Origin of the sequence: Nostoc sp. ChiVER01 (assembly GCF_034531155.1) — a bacterium.
In the GTDB taxonomy this organism is placed as follows: domain Bacteria; phylum Cyanobacteriota; class Cyanobacteriia; order Cyanobacteriales; family Nostocaceae; genus Nostoc.
Genome location: NZ_JAVRBS010000038.1, coordinates 1 through 18,416, shown reverse-complemented (window position 1 = coordinate 18,416; position 18,416 = coordinate 1). Strand labels below are relative to the sequence as shown.

24 protein-coding genes are annotated in these 18,416 nt (G+C 42.2%); 9 read left to right on the top strand and 15 right to left on the bottom strand.

Annotated elements, in window-relative coordinates:
* Positions 1-143: 143 nt before the first annotated feature.
* Positions 144-1,223 (bottom strand): formylglycine-generating enzyme family protein, encoded by a 1,080-nt coding sequence (locus RMY00_RS32090; protein WP_322651410.1) that lies wholly within the window; start codon positions 1,221-1,223, stop codon positions 144-146.
* Positions 1,224-1,550: 327 nt separating this feature from the next.
* Positions 1,551-2,108 (bottom strand): GNAT family N-acetyltransferase, encoded by a 558-nt coding sequence (locus RMY00_RS32085; RefSeq protein ID WP_322651409.1) that lies wholly within the window; start codon positions 2,106-2,108, stop codon positions 1,551-1,553.
* A gap of 289 nt (positions 2,109-2,397) precedes the next feature.
* On the opposite strand from RMY00_RS32085, the gene RMY00_RS32080 reads away from it, so the two are divergent.
* Positions 2,398-2,628, top strand: coding sequence for a hypothetical protein (locus tag RMY00_RS32080; RefSeq protein ID WP_322651408.1), 231 nt, complete (start codon positions 2,398-2,400; stop codon positions 2,626-2,628).
* A 119-nt stretch (positions 2,629-2,747) separates the two neighbouring features.
* Here the strand turns inward: RMY00_RS32080 and RMY00_RS32075 are convergent, their stop codons facing one another.
* Both RMY00_RS32075 and RMY00_RS32070 read right to left on the bottom strand, forming a co-directional pair.
* Complete coding sequence (locus tag RMY00_RS32075) at positions 2,748-4,394, bottom strand: hypothetical protein (protein ID WP_322651407.1); 1,647 nt, start codon at positions 4,392-4,394, stop codon at positions 2,748-2,750.
* Between the two features lie 60 nt (positions 4,395-4,454).
* On the bottom strand, positions 4,455-4,580 hold the full coding sequence (locus RMY00_RS32070; RefSeq protein WP_322651406.1) for a filamentous hemagglutinin N-terminal domain-containing protein: 126 nt from the start codon (positions 4,578-4,580) through the stop codon (positions 4,455-4,457).
* A gap of 475 nt (positions 4,581-5,055) precedes the next feature.
* On the opposite strand from RMY00_RS32070, the gene RMY00_RS32065 reads away from it, so the two are divergent.
* Positions 5,056-5,553 carry a GNAT family N-acetyltransferase gene (locus RMY00_RS32065; protein WP_322651405.1) on the top strand — a complete coding sequence of 166 codons (498 nt, stop codon included), beginning with the start codon at positions 5,056-5,058 and terminating at the stop codon, positions 5,551-5,553.
* 588 nt (positions 5,554-6,141) lie between these two features.
* A complete protein-coding gene (locus tag RMY00_RS32060; protein WP_322651404.1) occupies positions 6,142-6,303 on the top strand; it encodes a ribbon-helix-helix protein, CopG family in 162 nt (53 codons plus the stop codon).
* A 1,242-nt stretch (positions 6,304-7,545) separates the two neighbouring features.
* Here RMY00_RS32060 and RMY00_RS32055 read toward each other — a convergent pair.
* From RMY00_RS32055 to RMY00_RS32010, 10 genes are all read right to left on the bottom strand, one after another.
* Positions 7,546-8,694 (bottom strand): tyrosine-type recombinase/integrase, encoded by a 1,149-nt coding sequence (locus RMY00_RS32055; protein WP_322651403.1) that lies wholly within the window; start codon positions 8,692-8,694, stop codon positions 7,546-7,548.
* Positions 8,695-8,718: 24 nt separating this feature from the next.
* Positions 8,719-9,159, bottom strand: a complete 441-nt coding sequence (locus RMY00_RS32050; protein WP_322651402.1) for a hypothetical protein — start codon at positions 9,157-9,159, stop codon at positions 8,719-8,721.
* A 280-nt stretch (positions 9,160-9,439) separates the two neighbouring features.
* Complete coding sequence (locus RMY00_RS32045; RefSeq protein WP_322651401.1) at positions 9,440-10,690, bottom strand: hypothetical protein; 1,251 nt, start codon at positions 10,688-10,690, stop codon at positions 9,440-9,442.
* Positions 10,687-11,049: a hypothetical protein gene (locus RMY00_RS32040; protein ID WP_322651400.1), complete on the bottom strand. Its 363-nt coding sequence runs from the start codon at positions 11,047-11,049 to the stop codon at positions 10,687-10,689. Before RMY00_RS32040 ends, RMY00_RS32045 begins: the two co-directional genes overlap by 4 nt.
* Before the next feature lie 108 nt (positions 11,050-11,157).
* Positions 11,158-11,325, bottom strand: a complete 168-nt coding sequence (locus RMY00_RS32035) for a hypothetical protein (RefSeq protein ID WP_322651399.1) — start codon at positions 11,323-11,325, stop codon at positions 11,158-11,160.
* On the bottom strand, positions 11,312-11,548 hold the full coding sequence (locus RMY00_RS32030; protein WP_322651398.1) for a hypothetical protein: 237 nt from the start codon (positions 11,546-11,548) through the stop codon (positions 11,312-11,314). The genes RMY00_RS32035 and RMY00_RS32030 overlap by 14 nt, the downstream gene beginning before the upstream one ends.
* Before the next feature lie 84 nt (positions 11,549-11,632).
* Positions 11,633-11,998, bottom strand: a complete 366-nt coding sequence (locus RMY00_RS32025; protein WP_322651397.1) for a hypothetical protein — start codon at positions 11,996-11,998, stop codon at positions 11,633-11,635.
* A gap of 6 nt (positions 11,999-12,004) precedes the next feature.
* Entirely contained in the window at positions 12,005-12,184 is a 180-nt protein-coding gene (locus RMY00_RS32020) for a hypothetical protein (RefSeq protein ID WP_322651396.1), read from the bottom strand.
* 70 nt (positions 12,185-12,254) lie between these two features.
* A complete protein-coding gene (locus tag RMY00_RS32015) occupies positions 12,255-12,425 on the bottom strand; it encodes a hypothetical protein (protein ID WP_322651395.1) in 171 nt (56 codons plus the stop codon).
* An 89-nt stretch (positions 12,426-12,514) separates the two neighbouring features.
* The gene (locus RMY00_RS32010; RefSeq protein ID WP_322651394.1) at positions 12,515-12,694 is read right to left on the bottom strand and encodes a hypothetical protein; all 180 of its coding nucleotides are present in this window, start codon (positions 12,692-12,694) and stop codon (positions 12,515-12,517) included.
* Positions 12,695-12,957: 263 nt separating this feature from the next.
* On the opposite strand from RMY00_RS32010, the gene RMY00_RS32005 reads away from it, so the two are divergent.
* Entirely contained in the window at positions 12,958-13,371 is a 414-nt protein-coding gene (locus RMY00_RS32005; protein ID WP_322651393.1) for a hypothetical protein, read from the top strand.
* An 80-nt stretch (positions 13,372-13,451) separates the two neighbouring features.
* On the opposite strand, the gene RMY00_RS32000 is transcribed toward RMY00_RS32005, so the two are convergent.
* Positions 13,452-13,826 carry a KGK domain-containing protein gene (locus RMY00_RS32000; protein ID WP_322651392.1) on the bottom strand — a complete coding sequence of 125 codons (375 nt, stop codon included), beginning with the start codon at positions 13,824-13,826 and terminating at the stop codon, positions 13,452-13,454.
* Between the two features lie 56 nt (positions 13,827-13,882).
* On the opposite strand from RMY00_RS32000, the gene RMY00_RS31995 reads away from it, so the two are divergent.
* The 5 genes from RMY00_RS31995 to RMY00_RS31975 all read left to right on the top strand — a co-directional run bounded on the left by RMY00_RS31995 (position 13,883) and on the right by RMY00_RS31975 (position 18,159).
* Entirely contained in the window at positions 13,883-14,167 is a 285-nt protein-coding gene (locus RMY00_RS31995; RefSeq protein ID WP_322651391.1) for a hypothetical protein, read from the top strand.
* Positions 14,160-14,504, top strand: a complete 345-nt coding sequence (locus RMY00_RS31990) for a hypothetical protein (protein WP_322651390.1) — start codon at positions 14,160-14,162, stop codon at positions 14,502-14,504. Before RMY00_RS31995 ends, RMY00_RS31990 begins: the two co-directional genes overlap by 8 nt.
* A 70-nt stretch (positions 14,505-14,574) precedes the next feature.
* A complete protein-coding gene (locus RMY00_RS31985; RefSeq protein WP_322651389.1) occupies positions 14,575-16,914 on the top strand; it encodes a DnaB-like helicase N-terminal domain-containing protein in 2,340 nt (779 codons plus the stop codon).
* A 509-nt stretch (positions 16,915-17,423) separates the two neighbouring features.
* Positions 17,424-17,993 carry a hypothetical protein gene (locus tag RMY00_RS31980; RefSeq protein ID WP_322651388.1) on the top strand — a complete coding sequence of 190 codons (570 nt, stop codon included), beginning with the start codon at positions 17,424-17,426 and terminating at the stop codon, positions 17,991-17,993.
* Positions 17,994-18,000: 7 nt separating this feature from the next.
* A complete protein-coding gene (locus RMY00_RS31975) occupies positions 18,001-18,159 on the top strand; it encodes a hypothetical protein (RefSeq protein ID WP_322651387.1) in 159 nt (52 codons plus the stop codon).
* Positions 18,160-18,416: the final 257 nt, after the last annotated feature.

Sequence of the window (18,416 nt, the reverse complement as noted above, 5' to 3'; positions counted from 1 at the left end):
CGCACCAGAAGTTAGCTTCAGAGACGCATACAAAGAATCTCTCTTGTGAGGATTAGTCATACAATTTTGGATTTATGAAAAAAGTGAAGGTTTAAAACCGTACTGCATCCCGCTACGCTAACGCCCCTTGTTGGTGGCTTGATTCAATTGCGAATTGGTTTCATAGGTAGTGTGCTAGCAGGCAAATTTTTAACTAGCCGAAACCCAATATGAGTAGTTCCCGTATCCGGTGATTCTGACTCCCGCGCCGCCGGACGGAAGCGGCTACAGTAATTGGGAGCGCAGAGATACGATCCCCCTTTGATTACGTGTAACTTTGGTTCATCAGGCTTTTGGGGATCAAAGCTTTGATTTAAGGCAATAGGATTAATTCGATCGGATTTGCGATCGCGTCCTACTTGAAAGAAATCACTAGTCCATTCCCACACATTGCCGGTCATGTCATAGAGTCCATAACCATTGGGTGCAAAAGAACCGACGGGAGCAATGCCCGAGTAACCATCGGCTTTGGTGTTGAAAAAGGGAAAAATTCCTTGCCAAGTGTTGGCTCTATGTTCAGAATATTCATTGCCCCAAGTATATGTTGTACCATCCAAGCCACCACGGGCGGCATATTCCCATTGAGCTTCGGTGGGTAAAGATTTTCCTGACCATTTGGCGTAAGCTAGGGCATCTTCGTAAGCTATGTGAACAACTGGATAGTTGGATTTACTAGCAATCACACTGTCAGAGCCAAAAGGATGTTGCCAATTCGCGCCAGTAGTCCAATGCCACCAACTCAGAAAGGAAACTTCTTTGACACCCGGTTTTGCCATCTCAAACACTAAAGAACCCGGTAATCGCTGCTCATCGGGTAAATCGGGAAACTGTTCTTGAGATAAGGGACGCTCTGCAACTGTCACATATCCTGTAGCTTTGACAAATTCACTAAATTGTGAATTTGTTACTTCATATTTATCAATACAGAAGTTAGTCACCGTTACATCTCCAGGCGATCGCTCTTCCACAAAACTGGAATTATCAGACCCCATTTTGAACGTTCCTCCTGAAATCATCGCCATACCTTCGGGACAGGGATTGACTGTGGCTGCCAATGCGGTTGTATTAATGAATAAGAATGCGATCGCTATTACCTGAATGAATATTAGTGTGAGAAAGTAATGTTTTTTTCCATCTCTAATATTCTCAATTTTGCTATTTATAATTGAATGCCTGTAGTTCATTAATAAGATTAATTTTTTCAACTTATATCATTTTAGATTTTAGATGAACAATCTCCCATTGCGTTGTATTTTTCGGTAATATGTTTTTCGCATCATATTATTTATTGTGGAAAAATCCATATTTTAATAAAATTTTCAAGGTTTGATACTATGCAGAAAGTGTTAACTCTAAACTTAGGTTAATTTACAACAAAGATATTCCTTTTGGTTAAAGTACTAAAAACCGATTAATTTACCGATGTTTTATCTAATATTGATAAATTACATCTTGTGAAAACATAAGTCAAGCACTATCTATATTTAGCTACGAAAAGGCTTAACACCACCTTAGTCAGATATTGGTGTAGCCACAAAACCAGTTTTGATACCCTTCTTAAACCCAGTTTTTTCGTAAAACTGGAGTACTTCCTTGGTTTGACTTCCACTTAGGAGCATTACTTTGTAACAATTATGACTCCATGCAGATTGTAAAGCATGATATATCAGGCGCTTTCCTACACCTTGGCGACGATAATCGGGATGAGTAATTACATTCTCAATTAGTCCATAGGGACGAGCGCCTCGCGTCAGATTAGGGATGATCGTCAAAATACAAGAGGCAATTAAGTTTCCCTCCCAGGTTGCTACAAAGCAACTAATCTTACTATCGCTCAATATTTCGTTCCATATTTTCTCAAGAGTTGATGCGTCAGGTAAGGGAGCATCCATTGGATTCAGATGTTTGTACAGGTTTAGCAGTGCTGATAATTCATCTTGCTTAACGCTGCGTATTAAAATTTCAATCGGATTTGTACGCTTTGATAAGCGTTCAGCTTCCAAATCCCGCTCATAATGAGCTAGTATTTCATCTAAAAGCGGGTTTTGGAAATTAGACTTGTCTGACATAAAATTTCCTCTTTCTAAGATTTAATCTATGAAAAGCTCTGTGATTAAATAGCAAACAGTTTTCCTCTCGGACGAAGTGCAGATTCATATAGAAGCACGTCTTGCTAAACTCCATATTGTGGCTTGGTTTGCTGTGACTACAGGAATATTCAAATCAATACATATTTTCAGGAAGACTGTATAATATAACAACTACGTTAAAACGATCGATAAACTGTAATATTTCATTTAACTGACATAGATACCTGCCACTCAATTATTTAACTGTACTAATTAACACGTCTGACCTTTGTCTTATTGCTTTATAAATGATGATGATATTGATACATTACTAAAACAACGATTTGCCATCATCAATGTTTGGCGAGCGATGTCTACGACAGGCTACACCTACGTAGAACCAATCCAAGAGTCACCCTTAGCACTTTGTGACGCGCAAAGTATCGCACCCACAGACCTTGTAGCTGGCGATCTTGTGTACCGCGATCCCTGCTGGATAAGGAGCTTGACGAAAAAATAGGCTAAATTAAAAAAGGCTAAAACCCTTGCTATTAAAAGATTCTTATACTTTAGATGCGTTTGCCCTAGAGGGATATCACTTTACCTTGCTTTTGTTCTTAACCGAGAAGTATTGTCTGCCTACTTATTTATAAGCCTTAAAAGATTAGTTAGTGTCGTTCCTGAGTAGTATTGAATATCGGGAGAATGAGAAGCTTTATCTACAACGAAGCCAATTTTCATTCCAGATGTATAGGTGACTCCTGAACGGGTAGTTTGTTCAATGCTAATTTCATATTCAACAGGTTGCCCTGGTTTAAGCCAAGAATCAAAGCGATCGCCCAAATTGATCTGATAAGCATCGGCCCAGTGAGGATAGGGTCGATATGGAACAAGTGGGTAAGACATCTGGCTCACTTTGGAGTTGTTCTGAGACAAAATAATTGTCAATTTAACTGTTTTTAACTCGCCTAGAAGCTTACCTTCATCTAAAAGAGTAAAATTGCGGGGATCGGGAAAGCGATCAAATCCTTTAAATTTAAAACGTCCTAAACGTTTAGGGTGAATACCTCCAGTAATCACAATTTCAGTTGGGTTTTGCAAATTATTGAGTTTATATTCCAATGTGCCTGGAATATAAAATTGCAATTTACCCGATTCAGTAATTTCAGCTTTGAGCGGAGGATCTCCTAAATCTTCTGGGCGTTTAACAGTTTGCCAAGATACTTTAAAAGAACTTTGAACGGTTTCTAGTAAACGATAACTATCTCGGACATCCGAACCAGTACCAAGTAAACTCCGTAGTCCCGTTTTTTTCGATAAATTTTTCTTGATTAGCCCAATGCTTTGATCGACTAACAAGCTAACGCGATTGCCATAACTAATTTGTTCTTGAGGAATTTCTGTACCCTTGACCAACAATACTTGACCGTAACTACCAGGTTCCCCATCTATACCGTTGCGTCCCTGTTGACCAATAAGGCCATTCTCACAAGTAAAATTTCTCTGCTGTGATAGACCAATATATTTCCAGCCATAGCGGTAGTTTGGATCTAAATTTAGAAGCTGCTGGGGTCGATTTTGTTGTTCGTCATAGAACGCATCACCCGAACAGCGAAATAATTCTCTGTTAATTTCTCTCCACTGGGCGTTAGCTACATTGATTTGTTGCGCCATCAATGCCCAAGTGCAATAGTTTACAGTCCAGCGCGGTTGAGTACAGTTACATCCACTACCTGCTTGTCCGCCCTTTCCTCCAACACCCGCCCTCCCACCCCGATTACGTAACACCACATTCTTAAGTTGAGATAATGACTCAAAGTAAACAGTAGCATTACCGCCATGACCGCCATTACCGCCATTACCACCATTACCACCATTGCCGCCTTTAGCACCGCATACATTCACTGTTACATCCTGCGGCTGTTGGCATCCAGAAGCTTGTTCACCAGAGGTAGCAGATTCTCCCGCTTCACCATCTGTACCTGAAAGATCAATCGGTTGTAGTTGTTCGCTAGCGCGAATTATTTGGTCTGATACAGAGTTCCCATCTCGTCCAGACCGACCATTTACACCATTTCTACCAGCTTGTCCAAAAGTTTGTACTTCAGCAGCAACAACATTGACAGCTAGACTGTTAACAATTGTTGCCAAAAGGCATAGTTTGAGAATGTACTGAAGCGGCTGATTAATATTCACACAAGTCAAATAAATTAAATAAAACTTTTGAGATAGCAATCCTAAATGAGTTACGAACTGGGGTTTGAGTTGGGTAAAGCCAGTTATCATTGTTTTGTTGGGTACTTTGCTTTATACAAGTGGTTTATTAAAGGTAGTGGTTGCTACAAATTAACCACTGGCATTTAAACTGTCATTAGAACCAAAAACGATACCATTGGGATTTACAAAAAACACGTTAGGTGTGCCATTAGTACGAATTAAGCCATCAATATTAGAAATATTGTTAACAGTCAATTACCTAATAAAATTTCATTCTCAAACTCAAATTTTTCGCAAAAACTTAAAATTTTTACAAACCTTTACAAACATAGCCCTTAAACTACGACGACGACGAACGCTACTCATTAGACCTCTTACATAAGTCGAATAGACCCCCCTTAATTCCAGGGGTGATTCAAGGATTTTTGCAAGAGGTCTATTCCACTTCACCAGCACCCCATCCACACAAGCGATTGCCCTAGAGCCAGATAAGATTGTAGATAGTACTTGTCAATTCTGCAATTCTCTGTGCTGATTGAAAGTTCATCTCAAAGACGGACGCATCATAGATGTGTTAGGTGAACCAAATGACCCAGTACAGGCTAGGGAAACATGAGTGTTAAAAGCTAATTCACCCAACATATCTGATTTACTCTGCTCTGTGTGTTTTTCATAAAATTAAAGAAAATTCTTTGATTTTGAGTGTTTCTCCCACTTATTTCAACCAAATATGTGTCGCAATGATATCGTAATTGACCGTGCTAACCTCAGCGATGTTACTGGAATTCTTAAGTTGGCGCAAGCCAATGACGCGGAACATGGTGGTATGTTGTTAGGCCATCTTGAGCCAGAGGCAGTGATGATGACCATATCTAAAATGCCGAGCGTTGTAGCCCGCAAAGATGGACAAGTTGTAGGATTCTTACTCAGTTGGTCAAAGGCAACTGCTAATTTACCAATTATAACGGTAATGTTACAAGCCTACGCTGGTACAAAAGATGCTTACTTATATGGCCCCATCTGTGTTGATGAAACGATACGTGGGCAAGGTATTGCTGCGAAAATGTTCACTAAATTGAAAGATTTTTTACCAGAGCGTGAGGGGATACTGTTCATTAAGGCAGACAACAAACCATCACTTCAAGCACATCAAAAGATGGGTATGTGCAAGATGGCAGAGTTCATCTATGAAAGCACTGAATTTTTGGTATTCGCGTATAATGGCTAACTCTTTATGGATTTGGGTAATTCGAGCGACGTAATCGCTCTTAAGAACCAGGAGCGTAATCTCAAAACCCAGGAGATAATGACAATTTGGGCTACCAAAGTGCCTGTATCGAATGGCACGCTTGAAAAAATGAAACCTAGTCAGGGCAGAGTGTAGGGGGTAGGTGTTGGGTGTAGTGTTAAGACGATCGCTTTCACTCTTCTCGACGACAGGTAATGCTGCCAGGGCCAAAATGTAGTTCTCTAGTTTAATCGCGCAACCTCATGTTGTGGCAATGGTTGCTGATGTATATCAAAATGCTGCCAATGCGATGCTTTTTTAAGAAACGGTAAAAACTTACTTGATCAGAGTACCTATTTTGTCTCAAAGTGTTTTATACTTTCTTGATATTGCTTTAATAATTATTCTTTTTAGAAGACTGAAACTTCATACTCTAAAATAAACTTTACATTTTCACTATTTTTTAGAAAAACATATTAGTTTGCTTCATCATCTCTTAAATTAAAAGTCATTATTGATACCCATGCAGTAGCAGATTAAGTGATTGATATTAGAGAAGTAGTTGCGAAATCTAACTTGTCTAATATTATGAATAAGAAATGGGCTGCTAAACGACTTACAATCAATCTCACATCAAGTGAAGCAGAGAAGCTGGAAAAATACTGCTCAAAGACTGGCAGACCAGCAACCGATGTAATCCGGGAATTAATTCGGTCTCTGCCAATTGAAGAAGTACAAAATGTGAATTAGGAATTCATCTAGAGTAAGTTTGAGGGTTTTTTCTTTCCCTTTTCCTCAAAATCTGACAAGTATTGATAAGCTAATTGTCATTCATTTTTCTAGAATGGTTCGCTCATAGTAAGGGCTTCAGCCCTGATTTTATGCAACTTAAATGCTGATTAGCTTACTACACCTACCAGCGCATTATTAACAAAGCTCCTGAACTGACAAAATTTCAACAGCAATAGTAGCTCAAAGTGATTTAACGCTGATTAGGTGTATGGAAAGAGCTGGCAACTTTTTCTAGCTGGCATTTAGTAAACCGCATATAAAATAAAGCCCTAGATAGAGTACCTAAAAATCAAAGGTTTTAAGTACTCTTTATCTAGACTAGAATTTAGGCACTGTAGAAATTAAGCATAATGTTGCTGTGAATTTTGGCTTTTCAGGTATGTTAGCTCTACCGCTAGGTTCAAATAATTTAACTACCCACATGCTACTGTATCGGCACTTATGCTGTCTACCATTTCTAGTCTAACTAACCAATTGTAATCTCCAGCGTTGGTATCCTTTTGGTGGTTGGCTGCAAGTGGTAGCAATCAAAAATGCCTCTGTCCTGACCTTTAGTTTACGTGGTTTTTCTGGACGCGATCGCTCAGTTAAAGTATTTTTCCAGGTATTTTAGCTTGGACTATAAAAGACCGTAGGCGCCTACGCTTGATTAAACGCCTTTGCGGAACATGATAGCCATCCCACAATGAAGACTTAGCCAATAGCCGAAAATAGCGTAAAAAAGAAATTTATAAGAGGTCAATGCTTTCGCTATTTGGAGCGGCTCAAGAAGAACTTCCAATGAGCCATCAAAGAGACTTACGTAAGCGTTCCAAGCTCGAACATTAAAACCGAACCTCCGTGTATCGCCATATCTGCGCTCATAGAAATCTACAAGCTCCCATCCCTGACTAGTGCCTAAAAATTCGAGGATTTCAGTATTTTGTATAGTAATGGTCAAGATCTACTGCATCTAGACAATGAATCGTCTTGCAGTGCGGACATCTCCAAACCTTGAACTTTTCGCCTGTAAAGGCTCTAACATTACAAGGGAACGTAAAAAATGCAGATTTATCATTTGGATCGATGTGATAATGACAAATCACGCATTCAAGGCGTTGCTTGTTTGTATTAACTTGTTTCGGTTGTAACTGCATGAGAATTACTTCCTAATTAGATTACAAGAATTTTTAGGTTGATTGTGAGTAGCAAGTGAGTAGCTTAAAAATCTGGACATTCGGACTTAGTAACATCTGGGTGACAATAGTATCTCAAAACTGTTTGGATGTTATCGCCAATCCAGTAAGCCACCTTTTCCGGCGATGCCCCAGAAGCGATCGCCCAAGTTGCGAAGGTATGCCGAGTACTGTAAGCCTTTAAATAAGGAATTATACCTTGGTTAGCCAGTTCTGTGACTACGCCGTTGTAACGATAGCCCTTAGTCTCGTGTCCCCTCCAACATTTATCTAAAATGTTTAAATTCACTCTCTGCCCTGCCCTACTTTGAAAAATCAGTTCACTTGGGTCTGGAGAGTCCGGTTGAATCTCTGCAAGCAGGGATTGCAGTTTAGATCCCTTCCCACAAGGGAAAACCCGTCTTCTGTTGTTTTTGGTTCCTTTGAGCAACTGGACGCGAGATGCATAAGCCTTTGTAATAGAGATCCGAGTGCATTCGTGGCTGACATCGCCCCACGTCAGGGAAAAGGCTTCTCCAGGTCGGCATCCAGTCCAGAATAAAAACTTAACTAGGCTACTGTAATGTGAAAATTTAGGGTGAGATTCAAAAGCCGAGATGATCAGATCCCTTTGTTCTAAGGTGTAAGCCTTCTCCTCGTTTTCATTGCTGGGATTCTTGGGCTTGGGTAACTGCATTTTTTCAAAAGGATTAAAATTAATCAAGCCTGAATCGATACCCCACTTACAGCATCTAGAAAAAGCTGCAAGTGATTTGTGTGCTGTATGGTAGCTATATTTAGCTAGCAGCCAATCTCTAATTGTTGGAGCATCTTTAATTGGCTTACTTGAAAGCTCGGTAACGATTTTAGTTATTTGCTTGTAATCACTTTCTAGTGTTGAAAGCTCTAAATGTTGAGATTGGAAAACTAAGAATTTATCCCATAGCTTACATAAGGGTTCTCTTTCTACTGGAAGTGCAACGTTTTGATGACTTCCAAACTTATATGATTTCAGTGTTGGATCGAAACGCCCCAGCGCAATATCTCGCTGAATTTCTTCCCATCGAGAATCTGCAATAGTTCTATTTTTGGGTGAATTTTTAAGCCCGGTAGAGATATAAAATTGCTTACTAAAACCATTAACCCTAAAGCGAATATTCAATTTTTGCGTATTGGAATCGACGGTTACAGCCATAACTAGTAGCTACCCCTCATTCCGTTAGCCGTGGGGTATGTTTTTGTGGTCAAAATCTTCGCCTAGCGCGGCTAGTGAATACCGTTTTTTGTCGGTTGGATATCCGTACATAACTTCTTTGATGACATCAGCTTGTTTCTCTAGCCGCGCCAAGCAATCATCGCAGACAACAGCGACAGCGCCATCGCTCGGCAAGCCACAGATCACACAACCCCAGCCAGTACCAGGTACGGGAGCTTTCTTTTGCAACATGATGAGATTTCGTACTGTTTCTCCAGTGCAACCGCAGCCGCAGCACGTCCCCAGGTCTAGCGCTTCTTCTTCGTAATCTGGGTCATCTTCATCAAACGCCACAACATAATCGCATCGCCCACAGCAATAAACCCCGCTATCTTTGTCATACTGCCACTGGCTGCAATTGCACTCTGGACAACAAAAATCTAATTCGACAGGTTTAATGCTCATTTTTTTTGAAAAAATCAAATTTTTGGACTTTTAAAACTTTGTCTACAATCGCTATAATCCTCTCTGGGGGCTATTTACGCTGTCTACAGCCGAAAATTTGGGGCTAAAAAAATGTAGACGGTGTAGACGAACTCTTGATTGATTAGCGGCGAGGTGGTGAGCGATGTCTACGACGGGCTTCGCCTACGCACTTTCACCCAAGTACTGCCTATTTAAGCTGTAATTGACCCCTAAAGCGTTGCCTACAGCCTGTAGACGGACTGTAGGCAAACTGTAGGCATTACTTTGACCACCTCCAGCCCAAGCGATCGCCATTTCCTTCGACTTCCCCCAGTCCCCTGTCAGCCATAGAAACGAAGATGATCCGCACCTCGTCTGGTTGCATACCATCGAATAGGGTGGTTGCTTGGGAGAGTATTCTGGCTTTTAAAACCTGACCTGGGTGCTGTTGACCCCAGTCAAGGATAAATTGCTCATACTCATTCATGGCTGATGGTTGAGATTGCGCCTCGTCATTTCCCCCGCCGGAGATTTGCACAGGTGCTTGAGCAGTGGTTCCCCAGTTGCTAAGGTCAAGCTCACAAGGGCAGTCATCGACCATAAACCGCCTCTTGCCACCGGCTTTTAGCCACTGCTCTAACTGAGGATCTTTAAGTTTAGTCCTGGCGTAGTCCCGCCCAAACTGCCCCAGGCGCACCAGGACAAAGCAGCTGTAAAGGGTGTCTTTGTCACCTTGCAATCCGTAATTTTCGGCCGTGTCGTTTTGAGCAATGGCACAAATGAATTGTTTGTATCGCCTGCCCCGTTTAGCGTGCCGTTTTATCCAGGGGGTGGAATTGTCGCATTCATCCACCAAAATGGGGAATTCTTCAGCAATCATGAATCGTTCCCGACCGACAATCGCGTTATCTCCCCCTTCACCCCTAAGCTGAACTAGGTCTTCAAGGATTTCTAAGTCTTTACCCATTGCGGTGTCGATGGCTTTGAAATTCCCTTTTCTGCCAATGACATCAGCTTGATCAATCCATGACCAATCATCCGGTTTTGCGTCGCTGTCGTAGACGATAACGCGACCGCCAATCTTAGAGGATAGGTACTGGGTAAAGGTTGACTTCCCGTCACCCGTGCCACCGACCAAAGCAACGTGTTTTTGTTTTTTCTGGATGTATTCAACTGGGTCTGTAATCAGGTTTTCGGGTTTCCAGTTGGCATCCAATGCCCCAACGGTAACAGCTAACTGTGCTGTCGGTTGAGTGTTGGCACGGGCCCACGCTTTAAAATTCGCCCGTGATGCAGTGTCGATATCACCAAGTGATTCTTGGAGTAACTTGGCTGTTTGGCGATGTCTGCGACCGACTTCAAGAACGCCAACAGACGCGCCCAGTATCCACGGTTTAGACTCTGGTTTTTGAGTCGCACCCAAAAATAATAAGCCACAGCTGACGGCTAGACTACCCCAGAATGACCACTTGGCTATTGTGTACATCTGCAAGTGTTGGTGTAACTGGGATGGGTGTAAATCACTGCTCATATTCCTAGCAGCACCCCCACAGCGACCAATCCAACCCGTAACAGCAGAATATCTTTGACCTCCGGTACAGCTTGCCGTAAGTAAATTGTGAAAATTCCAGCGATCGCTAAAACTCCCAACATCCCCAGGCGGATAAATCCAGGTATGGGTATACTTACCCAGCAGCTAGTCAACAAAGCAGGAATCGCCACGCTAGAAGCAAGGGTATAAGCCAAGTCTGGCAGATTGTCAGGGAGTGCGATCGCGTCTCTCCATCCTTTTTTGAATCGCTCCAACCTAGATAGTTCGGCTGTACTAGCTACCGGGAAATAGCCATTACTGCTTGGAACCTCGACGACAATTTTTTGCTCATCTGCCATACTGCACCTCGATTTTGAGGTAGAAAGGGCGATTGCCCTCCTGCTTGCAAAGTGCAATGATCGCAATGATTACAGCGCCAATGATGCAAATAAGGATACTTATTTGATTCACTTCTGCTCCCCCTCCTTCTCTCGTATGGCTCTCCAGGTTTCGGGGTAAGTTTTCCTGCTTAATCGCCGAATCTCTATCTGCACTTCTGGCGGTTGGGTTTTTAAATCCTCGGCCATCGCTTTTGCAGCTTCTAACCAAGGGCTACGAGCATTATTCTCTGTCATTGCTGTTCCCCCAGTCGCTGTACTTGCCGTAACCGCTTGTTTCAGTGAGCCGGTCATTGATTCGGTTGATAACTTCGTTATCACTGGGGGGGAGTGGCTTTCCTTGGAGGTAGGCGGCTGAGATTTCGGCGCACTCCTCCACCGTTGCACCATTGCCTAGTAGCTGTCCCTCTGGAAAGCCTACCTGGTGAATTTGATTACTGGGATTTGGTTGTTCGGTCATATAATACAGAGTGATGTTTAGTTTTCATTGCGGTGGAGACTAATCTCATAGGCGATTGCGAACCTGTGCGGATGGCGATCGCCTTTAAAAATCGGCTTTACTTGCACTAGTCGAGTTGAAATTAGTCACAACCCAAACCTGTGTAGAGTTGCGGATTGATGGCTTAAATTCAATGGGACGCCGACTATCTAAACAGATGGCGCGGCCATCGTTGAGTTTGACATGTAAGTTCTTCCCGCTTTTGGAACGCGAGAATAGTTGACCGACTTCGAGCAATGCCCAGGTAATTGGGTTTTTACCCACCACATAGTCGGCTTGATGGCTTTCATGCCCCTCCGAGAGTGGGTCAATAGTTAAGTCTTTCCACTCCTTCTTCTTACCTTTACGGCTGTTAATGGGGCTTGGTCGTTGCCCGTTAAGGGGTTTATCGCTAATCTGTTGATCGGTCATAGTGCGTTAATAGTCGCTCAATAAAGTGGGTTGATTTTGGTCGTCAATCGCTTGTACAGCAAGGATTTGGGCGTTTTTTTCATTAAGCGCTGCGGTGTAATAACCTAACGACTTAGTTATTGGTACAATCTCCTTACGTAATAATTCCATTTGCACTGATAAAGGCGATCGCTTTGTAGAGGGCATCGCCTTTTTACTTGGAACCGCTAACCCCGCGACGCTACGACTTACGGGTGAATGCAGTTGCTATCTGGCTTTACTCCTCTTCCTCCTCTTGACTTCTGGTGACGATGGTAAGCATGTTGCCCTCAGCGACAACGTTAACGATGGATAATTCCTGACCATCCGCAGCAGCCTCGATGTTTACCACCAAGTGAGCCGGAAAGGCTTGCAGTTGTTCAATCAACTCTTGAACTGTAAGTTTCATGTTCTTTATCCCCTAATAGATTTTTGTGAGTTTCACCGCTAACCCTGCGACGCTACGACTTACGGGTGAATGCAGTTGCCTATCCGGCTTTACTCCTCTTCGCCTTCCTCTTCTGGTTCGTCGCTAATGACGATAGTTACCCTGTTGTCACCAGAGCTAAGGCTGATAAGAAAAAATTCTTGATCGCTAACAAGGTCTTCAAACGCTATCTCCGAGTTAGCCGGGAATCCTTGTAGTTTTTCAATCAATTGTTGAACCGTAATTGTCATGTTGGTTAGTTCCTGGGAAGTTGTTGGCGGTTAAGTTTCCCCTAGCAGGTCTTTGGCGTTCGCTCAGTGCCGGCAGGCTGCTATCTCTGCCTGGTTTGGGGTTGATATATCTCACTTTTGTTCAGATACAACTTTGATTTTGGGTGGTATATCTTAGTTTTGTACAGATATAACTAATGCTAGTATAATGTACGAATGAAACCTGTCAAGCGTTCTATTCATACAAAAAAGTTTCGTTCATACAATAAAATGAGGGTGTTGTTGTGGTATACACGAATGGCCAGACCCAAGAAACTAGCAGAAGACTCAATGCGAGCAACGTTTTGGATCAGCGAGAAGGACTGGGAGGAATTCAGGCTTCAAGCCGAAGCTATGGGGCTGAATCGCTCGGATCTCATCAGGCTAATAGCTCAAAGGAAGATCCCCTTGGGCCAACAAACAAATACAGAGATAATCCTCCTGGGAAAATCCTAGAGCGGCTCAAATTGATCGAAGGTAGATATCTATCTCATCTCAAAAAACTTGAACAGCAATTAGAATCCAAGTTAGATGAAACCAAGGATGAAGAGGAAAACTTTAAAGCCGCTATTCAAGAACTTGAGAAAGAAATTTATGATTTGGTATCCAACTCACAGAAGTTAGAGTCGCCTAACGGAAATAACAAACACAATGAATAAAGCCGTCCTTCCTGCTCTAGTAAGGACGGCTTTTTCATGGATATGTCGCCTACTTTCTGTAGCAGGCGACGTATCTGTGATTATTCTGGGTTGAGTTGCGATCGGAGATCATCTAACGACGATTCTGGGTTACTGGCAAGTGTAGAAGGGTTTTGCTGAGGGACTTTTGGCTTGTCTGGGATAAACTCCATCCGAAATCGAATTTTCCCAGCTTGCCATCCCCCGCCATGTGCCAATAAAACTCGACAAGCTATTCCGCTACTAATCCAGCCGGACAGATGTCCTGCTAGCCAACTACTCAGTAATGAACTTTTCATTTCACTGACTGTTGCCGTCGGTGCTTTTGAAAAGCTGTAACCCTCTCCGCCAAAACAGACAACATCATCATTGTCTAAATACAAACCACTCATTTCGATTTTCTCTTTCGGTAAACGACATGGCGGATCAAGCGCCAACTCGATCCGCCTTCCCTAATCTTTCCCAATGCCCAATGCCCAACACCGAATAACCAATGAGTACACCGGAAGAACAGATAAAAGCTGCGATCGTGGTCTATGGAGACAAGATTGCGATCGCCGATCCAGAGCTTAATGAAGCCACGAGACTAGCCTGCTACAGCCTGCATCGCTTCGTGGATTACATCTCCACCCTAGATCCAAAACTCGAACGCCATCAGGCAATAACTATGGCATCAGCAATTCTGGATTCCTTACCCGCATTGCTTGGAACAGACTCAGAACTCATTGATGGGATAAAAGCCGAATGTCAAGCTTTGAGGAGTCTCGCCAATGAGTGACGAAATCGAAGTAACCATCTACCAGCGCAAGCGAATACCCAATTTTTACCGCCCACCACTAGGCTTGCCCCTTTATTGGCAGGATGAAGTACCAGGAGAATTGCCCCGTGTAGTTTTTAAATACTTTAGCTCGACTTCCCCACAACTCACCGCCGACGAGATCAGCCTATTAGCTGAATATTGTCAGCATTACATCAATGCCCCTTGCTGGGATGCTTCAGGGGGATTTCCCAATGAGCTAGCAGCGCTGCGGCAATCAGCTAATTCACTTTCTACCGTTAGCGACATTAGCCAGTGGATTGATGATTGTCTTGAGATTGCGATCGACCCTTTTTAATAGTAGAAAAAACAGACACTCAAAAAAAAAGAGTGATTACCTGAATCACCCCTCATAGCAAATTTAAAATATGATAAATACTTTTGCGCCTCCCACACTTCCACCTAGCAATGTTAATGTTGAAATTGCGCTTCTAGGAGCTATTCTACTTGATTCACAAGTAATTTGCAATGTAGCTGATACCTTACCAATAGAAGCTTTTACGGTGCAATCTCACCAGAAGATTTATCAAGCTGCTATCAGTTTGTATAAACAGCAACAAAGAGTAGATACACTAACAGTTAGTAACTGGTTATTAGACAAGAAATTATACAAAGAAGTTGGCGGAAGCAATACCCTAGCAATGCTTGTTGAGAACTGTGTTTCTGCTGCTAACGCGGATCATTACGCTGAAATGTTAGTAGAAAAACATATCAGAAGACAGTTAGTAAGTTTAAGCACAGAGCTAGATCAGAAAGCCCATGAAACAGAGAAACCTTTGTCATGGATTTTAGAGAATATTGAGCAAAAAATGCTCAAGCTTACTCAATTAAGAAACGCCAAAGGTACTGGATACTGGCAAAAAATTGATGACATAGCCTTCGAGCGGCTTTGTAAAGAACTAGAAGATATTGAAGAAATTGAAAATGCAGCCCAGCGAGACTGGCTCATGAGAAAGTTGGCTAAGAAATGGAAGTTTAGTAGCAAAAAAGAATTGTTAGACTTCCATGCTAAATGGCTTGATAGTCAATCAAAAACTCAACTTTATACAGCTAGAGAATACTTTGCTAAGTACGGTAACAGAGAACAGGATTGGGTAGTCCCTGGCTTAGTCCCCACTGAATCGGTAGTAGTCGCTTATGGTGACGGTGGTGTAGGTAAGACTCGATTCGCTTTCACCCTTGCTAAGTACGCCTGCTCTGGCGGTCGCTTCACCTATGACGGCGCAGAAATTGAACCGATGAAAGTCTTGCTAATTGAAACAGACCAAGGGGCCAGAAATACTAGCAAGCTATTAGAAATGCAAGATTTCTTTGAGGACGAGCTAACTTCGGACAGGTTGTCCATCTGTGAAGAATGGACAGTTGGCGAATTTGGGAAACTCAAACAGATGCTCAAGCAGAATCAACCGCAGTTGGTCATCATTGACTCGCTGATGTCAGTTTCAACCAGTTCAATTTACAGCGAGAACGATACTGAATACGCCCGACCCATCGTTCGGCTGAGACATTTAGCGCAAGAATTTAACTGCACATTCCTCCTTATCCACCACTGCAACTCTAACGGGGAGATCCGTGGCACTAGGGCAATTAAATTCTCCTGTGATGAGCTGTGGAAACTGACCCGGCAACGCAATGAGATTGAAGAATTCAACGCACTGACCATTGAAAAAAGCAGAAGCCGTGGGCCAGGCGCATACAAATTCATGTACGACGATGACACATGGGGCTGGAAGTTCACCGGGCGATTAGAGGACGGCGCGATCGCTCACGGAACGGATAGCCAAAGCACGAATATTATGTCTCGCTGCATCAAATACCTAAAGCAGCATAAAGGTATCCCCTTTGAAGCTCAAGAACTTGCCGAGGAGCTTAATCTCAATCGGGATACTGTTCGGCGAGATTTAAAAAGAGGTGTCAACGAGGGACTAGTAAGAGTAGGTAGAAGCTTACGTGATAACCGTGCTTTAGTTTACTACTGTGGTGCAAGAGTAAAAACAAGCACAACTGATCAACCTGATCAAAGAAGTGATCAACCGTTGATCATATTTAACGCCTTACAGGGTGAGGATTCCGGGCGATGTGATCAAGTGATCAATGAAAATTTAAAAATTTCAATTGTAAAGACTGAAAAAATTGTTGATCAGTTTGATCAGTTGATCACATCGACCTCTAACCCTGTCATAGCAACGAATAAAACTGATCAACCTGATCTGATCACTTCTGATCAATTGATCACTTCTGAGCCAAAAATTGACCCAACCGTTGATCAGTTGTCACATTCCTTAACAGTTGAGGTTAATCATTCCTTAACCTCTGAATCAAAAAATGCTGAGAAAACTCTGTCAAAACAGACACATGACCAATCGCCGATCGTCTTGCCTTTGATTCAGGAGAAAGCTAGCTACTGGAGTAAGATGTTCAACCGAGAGGTAAAAGCATTTCAAACCTTTGATGATTTCTCTGAGGTCAGTTGCCAGGTTCCCGGACGAGGACGACTTAGCTTACCCTTCACTGATTTGCAATGCTGTGAGCAATCCCCCAAGAGCGATTTAATAGTCGGTGACAAAGTAGTAATCCTGGAGGGCAAGAACAAAGAAACCTTTGCCACCATTACCACCATTAGATCCGATGGCGTCTGGTTGAAATCCGACGATCGCAAAAAACGACTTGCAAGAGCCTATTTCCCTCATCAACTGAGGAAAGTTTAGCTGCCCATGAAAAATGCGATCGCGGCCCAAGTACTGCGATCGCACTATCCAATGAAATAAAGCAGGTGGTATCAACCTTGTCCAGCTTATTCGGCTAGCAAGGCTTTGTCAGTAATATTGCTGTGGCTATTTTTCAATAAAGCCAGAAGTATAGTGAAATCCCCCAACTTTCAGAGATTATGCTTACTTCAACTATGGTCTTGCCTGATTATGTGTCGATCAATGATGTCGCAAAAAATCATCCTGAACCAAAGCTATTGACCAACGAAAATCAAGTCGAGGACAAGTCCGATCAAGAAATTCAACGACTTTTAGACAGCCTAACTAGTGCATTTTCAATAGGGATTAGCTTATTCAATAGCCATTGAACAACTTTCAAAAAGGTGGCTGCCTGTGGTGCGATCGCCTTTTTGAGAAATGTTGATAAAAATTCACAGATAAATAATTCGGTATATATGCGGTTTATCTGTTAATAGATTTATGGATTAAAAAAGCTTCACTTGTAAATTATGGAAACTTCTTACATCCCTGCTATCCCTGTAATACTTGATTTAGATCCGCCTAAAACTTTGGGAATCTTACCCTTCGTAACGAAACCAGAAATTATCGTTTGGGATAATCGGGTATTTCTTCCTGCCAACACTGATCCACAAGACAACCATTACAAAGAAACTGATTTTGGTTTGGCAGATCAACCAGATGACCATACAATCGTTCGCCTAGAGGTGAGAACTGGACAATTTGTTGCCAGTGTCCGAGTGCCAACCCAGATGCCAGGTGTAATCCGTTGGGGTGAACGCATCTTTTTTCGTAAGGGAAGTGTTTACTGTGAGGGATTCTTTGCTATTGCTCATGAGCTAGCAATTCCTCAGTCAAGCTTTGAGACGATGTTGGTCAAATTACAGCGTTCAGTAGTTGGTCTTCGAGAGGCGGTTGAAGATTTAGAGTGTGATGTCAAAGGTAGCCCGTTAGATTTTGAGGAAGTCAACTCTAGTTTTGATGAGGTAGCAGAATACTTTAAACAAGTGCGATCGCATTTGAAAAATGATCTCTACACCCTGCCAGGTGACAAAACTTAATTTTGCAATGATTACAACTATGAAATATGAATTACTTGGGCTGTTGATTGGATTTTTTGTAGGTTTAGGATTAATGAAAATCAATCTATATCTAGGGATTGCTTGGGAACTAGGGATGATATACAATCTTGGATTTTGGATTCTCAAAAGCTCTAAGTTACGATAGCTGCTTGCACACTGTGTGACAAAACTTAATTTTCGTCTCTTAACAAAAATTATCTATCGGTTATTACTAATTTTTAAAAACTAACTTTTAACTAAAAGTTCCAGTTTAACCGCGTAAAGAGGTTAAAGTAGTATATTTTTAATTTTCGAATAAGTAGAATTGCTGTAATTAGCTACTGATAAGGCTTACAAAGTTCCACTTTTACATAAAACTGGAATATTTACACAATTTTTATTGCCCAATAAAACTGAAGAGTA

Coding starts and splice junctions, on each gene's coding strand:
- RMY00_RS32085 (WP_322651409.1), bottom strand. CDS start 2,108: ATGTCAGACAAGTCTAATTTCCAAAACCCGCTTTTAGATGAAATACTA.
- RMY00_RS31985 (WP_322651389.1), top strand. CDS start 14,575: ATGATAAATACTTTTGCGCCTCCCACACTTCCACCTAGCAATGTTAAT.
- RMY00_RS32090 (WP_322651410.1), bottom strand. CDS start 1,223: ATGAACTACAGGCATTCAATTATAAATAGCAAAATTGAGAATATTAGA.
- RMY00_RS32020 (WP_322651396.1), bottom strand. CDS start 12,184: ATGCCCTCTACAAAGCGATCGCCTTTATCAGTGCAAATGGAATTATTA.
- RMY00_RS32010 (WP_322651394.1), bottom strand. CDS start 12,694: ATGACAATTACGGTTCAACAATTGATTGAAAAACTACAAGGATTCCCG.
- RMY00_RS31975 (WP_322651387.1), top strand. CDS start 18,001: ATGATTACAACTATGAAATATGAATTACTTGGGCTGTTGATTGGATTT.
- RMY00_RS32040 (WP_322651400.1), bottom strand. CDS start 11,049: ATGGCAGATGAGCAAAAAATTGTCGTCGAGGTTCCAAGCAGTAATGGC.
- RMY00_RS31980 (WP_322651388.1), top strand. CDS start 17,424: ATGGAAACTTCTTACATCCCTGCTATCCCTGTAATACTTGATTTAGAT.
- RMY00_RS32055 (WP_322651403.1), bottom strand. CDS start 8,694: ATGGCTGTAACCGTCGATTCCAATACGCAAAAATTGAATATTCGCTTT.
- RMY00_RS31990 (WP_322651390.1), top strand. CDS start 14,160: ATGAGTGACGAAATCGAAGTAACCATCTACCAGCGCAAGCGAATACCC.
- RMY00_RS32035 (WP_322651399.1), bottom strand. CDS start 11,325: ATGACAGAGAATAATGCTCGTAGCCCTTGGTTAGAAGCTGCAAAAGCG.
- RMY00_RS32050 (WP_322651402.1), bottom strand. CDS start 9,159: ATGAGCATTAAACCTGTCGAATTAGATTTTTGTTGTCCAGAGTGCAAT.
- RMY00_RS32045 (WP_322651401.1), bottom strand. CDS start 10,690: ATGAGCAGTGATTTACACCCATCCCAGTTACACCAACACTTGCAGATG.
- RMY00_RS31995 (WP_322651391.1), top strand. CDS start 13,883: ATGAGTACACCGGAAGAACAGATAAAAGCTGCGATCGTGGTCTATGGA.
- RMY00_RS32025 (WP_322651397.1), bottom strand. CDS start 11,998: ATGACCGATCAACAGATTAGCGATAAACCCCTTAACGGGCAACGACCA.
- RMY00_RS32030 (WP_322651398.1), bottom strand. CDS start 11,548: ATGACCGAACAACCAAATCCCAGTAATCAAATTCACCAGGTAGGCTTT.
- RMY00_RS32075 (WP_322651407.1), bottom strand. CDS start 4,394: ATGATAACTGGCTTTACCCAACTCAAACCCCAGTTCGTAACTCATTTA.
- RMY00_RS32015 (WP_322651395.1), bottom strand. CDS start 12,425: ATGAAACTTACAGTTCAAGAGTTGATTGAACAACTGCAAGCCTTTCCG.
- RMY00_RS32065 (WP_322651405.1), top strand. CDS start 5,056: ATGTGTCGCAATGATATCGTAATTGACCGTGCTAACCTCAGCGATGTT.
- RMY00_RS32060 (WP_322651404.1), top strand. CDS start 6,142: ATGAATAAGAAATGGGCTGCTAAACGACTTACAATCAATCTCACATCA.